Here is a 5,199-nt window from a genome sequence, read left to right on the forward strand (position 1 = left end):
AAAAAGCCACTGTCGCGGCTCGTCGCGCAATACATTACCGCTGACATTCTGGCGGCGATTGCGGCGCAATACGCCAATGGACGACTCCTGATGATCGGCACCACCGACCTCGATGCAGGGCGGCCCGTGACCTGGAACATGGGCGCCATTGCCGCAAGCGGCGCGCCGGGAGCACTCGACCTGTTTCGCAAGATCCTGATCGCGTCGATGAGTATTCCCGGCGCCGTTTCACCCGTCATGATCGACGTGGAGGTCAACGGCCAACCGTTCCAGGAAATGCACGTGGACGGCGGCGTCATCACGCAGGTATTTCTTTACCCCCCCGGCACCGTCATGGCGCTGAGTAACGTCACGGGCGCGCGCTTGCGCCGTGATCGGCATTTCTACGTGATTCGCAACGGGAAAATGGAGCCGCAGTGGTCCGGGACCAAACGCCGCACGTTGAACATCGGCGGTCGCGCCATCAGCGCGTTGATTCAGACGCAGGGGATCAGCGACCTCGACCGGATTTACCGAATCGCCCAGCAAGACGGGGCCGACTTCAATCTTGCGTACATCGGTTCCGATTTTCATCACCTTCGCAATCATCAGTTCGATGGCGAGTACATGAAGCGTTTGTTCGATTACGCCTTTGAGCTCAGCGCGAAAGGCTACCCGTGGCATAAATCCCCCGATAGCTGACACCTGTCAGGTGTACTGGCGCTTATCCGCCGCCAGTTGCTCTTGTGAAATTAATGCTGTAGTTTTTCATGAAATTATAAAAACATAATTTCATGAGAGCCCGTATGTTCCTGCAGTCCACACATCATCCGGCATTGCACGCATGAACAAGCAAGAAGAAATCGCCGCGCTGGCGATCCTGATTCACGATTTGCGCAAGCACAAGAAATACACCTTGAAGGAACTGGCCGACAAAATCGGCCGATCCGTCGGCTTTCTCTCGCAGGTCGAACGCGGTCTGTCACGGCCCACCGTGGCAGACCTGACGGCAATCAGTGAAACCCTGGACGTACCGACGACTTACTTCTACAGCCTGCCAAAACCCAAGGAATTGCCGTGGGTCACGCGCCCGGATGAACGCCGTACGTTGTACTTCGCCAACGGTATTACCGACATTCTGGTTTCGCCAAAAATACGCGCATCCTTTTCCATGCTCGAAAGTCATCTCGACGCTGGCGCCAGCAGCGGCGACCGGCACATGAGTGACAGCTCGGAGCAGGGCGGCTACGTGCTGGAAGGCGAGCTGACGCTGTGGCTGGGCGAAGACGAAGACCCCGTTACCTTGGTGGCTGGCGACAGTTTTCAGTTCGACAGCCATACCCGTTGCCGCTACGGCAACCTCACCGGGCACCTCACGCGGGTGCTTTGGGTTTACACCTGATGAAAAGAAAAGGACCAACAATGATGGATGCTACCTGCTCTGATCTGCTGGCTGAGGTTCGGGCCTTTCGCCAACGCTATCCCGAAGTGCGTTATATCGACCTGATTTCCCTGGATATTCCGGGGCATTTCTACGGCAAGCGTTACCCCGTGGACATGCTGGAAAAGGTCGCGGCCGGCAGCGCGCTGAAACTGCCGCAGAACTGCGTGCTGCTGGGCGTGCAGGGCGGTTTGTTCAAGATTGGTGATTACTGCTTTAACGATGGCGATCCGGATGCACTGCGTCGTCTGGTGCCGGGAACCCTGAAACCGGTGAGCTGGGAAGGCCAACCGCTGGCGCAAATGCTGATCACGTCGGACGGCACTGAGAACCCCATCGTGTTTGAACCGCGCCAGGTCCTCGCGCAGGTCCTGGACAGGCTTGCCGGCAAAGGCATTCATCCCGTGGTGGCGTTCGAGCTGGAGTTTTATCTGTTTGATAAAAAGCTGCGCGACGGGCTGCCGCAGTTTCCCCGCGACGAGCTGACGGACGATGCCGATGACCAACCCAACATGCACATCGAGCGCCTCTCACGCTTTGCACCGGTACTCGACGACATGGTCGAGACCTCGCGGGCTCAAGGCATCGACAGCACGGTGATTACCGCCGAACTTGGGCCGGGTCAGTTCGAAATCAATTTCGGGCACCTTGACGATGGCTTGCGTGCAGCCGACTGGGCGGCGCTGTTCTGTCGCAGCAGCCGTGGCGTGGCGCTCAAGCATGGTTATCGTGCCAGTTTCATGGCCAAACCTTACTTGCAGCACCCGGGCAGCGGCATGCACGTGCATGTCAGTCTTTACGACGCGGACGGCAACAACCTCCTGGCGGCCAACCAGCAGCAGCCTTTGCGGCACGCGGTGGCTGGCTGCCTGGAGTTATTGCCGCATTGCATGCCGGTTTTCGCACCGAACCAGAACGCTTACCGCCGTCTGGGCGGCACAACAAACATCGCCACGCGAGCGAGCTGGGGCTTTGAAGATCGTGATGCGTGCCTGCGCATTCCAGAGTCGGATTCGAAGAACTTGCGCATCGAACATCGCCTGGCCGGCGCCGATGCCAATCCCTATCTGGTGTTGGCGGCGATTCTGGTCGGCCTGGAACATGGGCTGGATGCGGGCAAAGAACCCATCCCGCCGCTGAACGAAGACCGCAACAGTGGCGTCGATTTCCCATTGGAAATGCTTGAAGCCGTGCGCGCCATGCAGCATCAGCCGCACCTGCGTGAGGGGCTGGGGGCGGAATTCGTGGATGTTTATTGCGAGAACAAACGTCAGGATCATCTGGCGTTCATGCAGGAAATCAGCGCTCGGGAATACCGCTGGTATCTGTAAACGGGGGAACCGGCGATCTCGACGATTCCCCGTGGATTTAACGGACGGATCGTCGGTGTCCCAGACGATTGAACGCAAGCAGACAGCCGCTGACCAACAGCGCGGCACCGACTACCAGCAACGCAGAGGGTCGAATCGGCAACCTTTCGGCCCCGGCATCGCCCAGAATGTCATCCGTCATTTGGGTGGGCAGATATTGTTGCGCTTCATACGGCACGGTGTTCAATGCCAGGCGCGCGCCATCGCCCAAGGTCAACGTCAGGTCTTCAATGGTGCCGACGACCCGGCCGGGGTACACCGGCTCACCGGTTGGATCGAGTTGGTCATACAGAAATTGTTGGCCTTCGAGCCAGCCGACCGCCGTTTGCAACTCGGGCTCCAGGTAATACTTTCCATCGAGAAAGAAGCCGGGGAAATGCGGCGCGCGTTCAAGGCTGTCGACGTTGTAGCGCTCGCCCGGCCTCATACCGGTTGCTGGGTCAATCATGGTGAAGTCCTCCTGCTGCTGGTTCTGCGATAGAGAACAGGCTGAATCCTTAGGTTCCATTGGATTGATCAAAAGGCACGGGGCGAAAAAGAATTCGAACTCCGCAGCCCCGTGCATTTCAACTCTGGATGGGACAGCCCTGGACGATTTTCCTTGGCGTGGAGAGTGATCGAATGAGCCAGCGCGTATTGAACAGCCCGCCGATTTTCATCGGCTGCGCAGGCTGGAGCCTGGGGCGCGATTTTGTGTCACGGTTTTCAGTTGAGGGCACGCACTTGCAGCGCTATGCATCGCAATTGAACGGCGTCGAGATCAATAGCTCGTTTTATCGTCCACATCGCAGGCAAACCTACGCGCGTTGGGCTGACTCAGTGCCGGACGGCTTTCGCTTCTGTGTAAAAGTGCCCAAGCACATCACCCACGAACGGCGCTTGGGGGATTGCGGCCCGGCACTGGATGAATTTGTCGGGCAGTGTTCAGGCTTGCGCGATCGATTGGGCTGCTTGCTGGTGCAGCTGCCTCCCTCATTGGCCTTTGATTATTCAGTTGCCGAAGCCTTTTTCTTTGCACTCAGATTTCACTATGACGGGCCTGTGGTGCTGGAGCCCCGGCACGACTCCTGGCTTGATGCCGAGCCGTTATTGATGCAGCACCGGATTGCCCGGGCAGCGGTCGATCCGTCACGCATCAGTCATGACAATTTGCCGGGAGGCTGGCCGGGGCTCAGGTACTGGCGATTGCATGGGTCGCCCCGAATCTACTTCAGCGACTATGAATTGCCAGCGCTGCAAGCTCTGGCGATCCAGCTGCAGACAGCCAACGCCGCTGGCGAATCGACGTGGTGCATGTTTGACAACACTGCCAGTGGTGCGGCGCTGGGCAATGCCTTGACGCTCGCGAAATGGCTCGATGAACGTGGCGATCCTGCGGACATGACCGTTTGTCGGCCACGCTGAACGCCTCTCAACACTCAGGGCTCATTACCTTTCATTGAGTGGAGCTTGAGCATGTTGTGTGTGATTTGTGAAAACCCTTTTGCTCGAACAGTCTGCGCGGGCGTTTGGCAGGAATTCAATTGCCCTGAATGCGGCAACGGACGTGTATCGCAAGAGCTACTGAACCTGATGATGTTGTTGAATTTGCAACTCGATGTCGGGCGCAGTCGAAAATGGATTCAAGAACGCAAAGCAACCGACCCGCTGCCAATGATGCGCGTGTCTGACATCTTGCTGTGCTGCGGCGCCCAGGACTTTGTGGGTCCGGCGTCCGGCGCCGAAGGTTAAACACCGCAGAACAGGGGGGTTAGTTGCCATCCGCCACGTGGCGTTCTATCTCCGCTATTTTCTCGTCGAGCTCCTCTGTGGCCTGCTCCTTGGCACGGGGCGAAGAGGGCGTGAGGGTTTCATCAACGGCCTCGGTATCAGTGGTCAGGTCGTCTGTGGGTGCTTGGGTGTCTTTGACATCGTCATCGTCGTTCATGTCTCTTACCTCTGTTGACTGCCTTCACTTTGTTTTTTTTTCCTGGTCTTTCGAGTCGCTCGAAGATGCCGCCTCTTTTTCCAGGGATTGCGCATCGGCGCCGGAGTTTGAACCCGCTGCTTCCTCGCCCTTTTTGTTGGCTTTCTCTTCGTTGGATTCGGCGGCTTGGGCCTGGTTAACGCCGGGAATAGTGGTAGGTGGGGACGTCGTTTCAGCTGCCAATGCGAAAAATGAGGCCATCGCCAGCAGGCTCGCGAAGGAGAGTGAGGTTATTGTTTTGTTCATCATCTGAGTCTTCCTGAGTGGGTTATAAAACGTTGGAAAATCAGGATGAGGTAAGGTGCTGACTCGCTGACGAGCGGCAGCACGTGCCCGCGATGAACGATAACGCGGTCTTATTCAGGGCATAAAAAAACGCCGCTCCATCTCACAATGGGCGGCGTTTTTCATTGCGTTGCAGCGTTAGGCTTGAACGACCGGAA

The 5,199-nt window shown here is 57.5% G+C and carries 7 protein-coding genes and 1 pseudogene; 5 read left to right on the forward strand and 3 right to left on the reverse strand.

What is annotated here, in order from left to right; all coding sequences use genetic code 11:
* From PMI22_RS22805 to PMI22_RS22795, 3 genes and pseudogenes are all read left to right on the forward strand, one after another.
* Nucleotides 1–681 (forward strand): annotated as a pseudogene (locus PMI22_RS22805) (patatin family protein); the annotation flags it as partial.
* Nucleotides 682–823: 142 nt separating this feature from the next.
* A complete protein-coding gene (locus tag PMI22_RS22800; RefSeq protein WP_007943819.1) occupies nucleotides 824–1,381 on the forward strand; it encodes a helix-turn-helix domain-containing protein in 558 nt (185 codons plus the stop codon).
* Nucleotides 1,382–1,404: 23 nt separating this feature from the next.
* The gene (locus PMI22_RS22795) at nucleotides 1,405–2,751 is read left to right on the forward strand and encodes a glutamine synthetase family protein (protein ID WP_033048911.1); all 1,347 of its coding nucleotides are present in this window, start codon (nucleotides 1,405–1,407) and stop codon (nucleotides 2,749–2,751) included.
* A 37-nt stretch (nucleotides 2,752–2,788) separates the two neighbouring features.
* On the opposite strand, the gene PMI22_RS32425 is transcribed toward PMI22_RS22795, so the two are convergent.
* Nucleotides 2,789–3,238 (reverse strand): hypothetical protein, encoded by a 450-nt coding sequence (locus PMI22_RS32425; RefSeq protein WP_007943821.1) that lies wholly within the window; start codon nucleotides 3,236–3,238, stop codon nucleotides 2,789–2,791.
* A gap of 173 nt (nucleotides 3,239–3,411) precedes the next feature.
* Between PMI22_RS32425 and PMI22_RS22785 the strand changes: the two genes are divergently transcribed.
* Both PMI22_RS22785 and PMI22_RS31270 read left to right on the forward strand, forming a co-directional pair.
* The gene (locus PMI22_RS22785; protein WP_007943822.1) at nucleotides 3,412–4,194 is read left to right on the forward strand and encodes a DUF72 domain-containing protein; all 783 of its coding nucleotides are present in this window, start codon (nucleotides 3,412–3,414) and stop codon (nucleotides 4,192–4,194) included.
* Nucleotides 4,195–4,362: 168 nt separating this feature from the next.
* On the forward strand, nucleotides 4,363–4,521 hold the full coding sequence (locus PMI22_RS31270; RefSeq protein WP_157214406.1) for a hypothetical protein: 159 nt from the start codon (nucleotides 4,363–4,365) through the stop codon (nucleotides 4,519–4,521).
* A 19-nt stretch (nucleotides 4,522–4,540) separates the two neighbouring features.
* On the opposite strand, the gene PMI22_RS31565 is transcribed toward PMI22_RS31270, so the two are convergent.
* Nucleotides 4,541–4,717 carry a hypothetical protein gene (locus PMI22_RS31565; protein ID WP_007943824.1) on the reverse strand — a complete coding sequence of 59 codons (177 nt, stop codon included), beginning with the start codon at nucleotides 4,715–4,717 and terminating at the stop codon, nucleotides 4,541–4,543.
* A 24-nt stretch (nucleotides 4,718–4,741) separates the two neighbouring features.
* On the reverse strand, nucleotides 4,742–5,002 hold the full coding sequence (locus PMI22_RS22775; protein ID WP_033048913.1) for a hypothetical protein: 261 nt from the start codon (nucleotides 5,000–5,002) through the stop codon (nucleotides 4,742–4,744).
* Nucleotides 5,003–5,199 lie beyond the last annotated feature (197 nt).

The sequence above is a fragment of the Pseudomonas sp. GM21 genome (assembly GCF_000282215.1).
Lineage (GTDB): Bacteria > Pseudomonadota > Gammaproteobacteria > Pseudomonadales > Pseudomonadaceae > Aquipseudomonas.

What these genes read in the sequence shown, in the direction of transcription:
- PMI22_RS22800 (WP_007943819.1), top strand. Translation starts at nt 824, where the DNA reads ATGAACAAGCAAGAAGAAATCGCCGCGCTGGCGATCCTGATTCACGAT.
- PMI22_RS22795 (WP_033048911.1), top strand. Translation starts at nt 1,405, where the DNA reads ATGGATGCTACCTGCTCTGATCTGCTGGCTGAGGTTCGGGCCTTTCGC.
- PMI22_RS32425 (WP_007943821.1), bottom strand. Translation starts at nt 3,238, where the DNA reads ATGATTGACCCAGCAACCGGTATGAGGCCGGGCGAGCGCTACAACGTC.
- PMI22_RS22785 (WP_007943822.1), top strand. Translation starts at nt 3,412, where the DNA reads ATGAGCCAGCGCGTATTGAACAGCCCGCCGATTTTCATCGGCTGCGCA.
- PMI22_RS31270 (WP_157214406.1), top strand. Translation starts at nt 4,363, where the DNA reads ATGATGTTGTTGAATTTGCAACTCGATGTCGGGCGCAGTCGAAAATGG.
- PMI22_RS31565 (WP_007943824.1), bottom strand. Translation starts at nt 4,717, where the DNA reads ATGAACGACGATGACGATGTCAAAGACACCCAAGCACCCACAGACGAC.
- PMI22_RS22775 (WP_033048913.1), bottom strand. Translation starts at nt 5,002, where the DNA reads ATGAACAAAACAATAACCTCACTCTCCTTCGCGAGCCTGCTGGCGATG.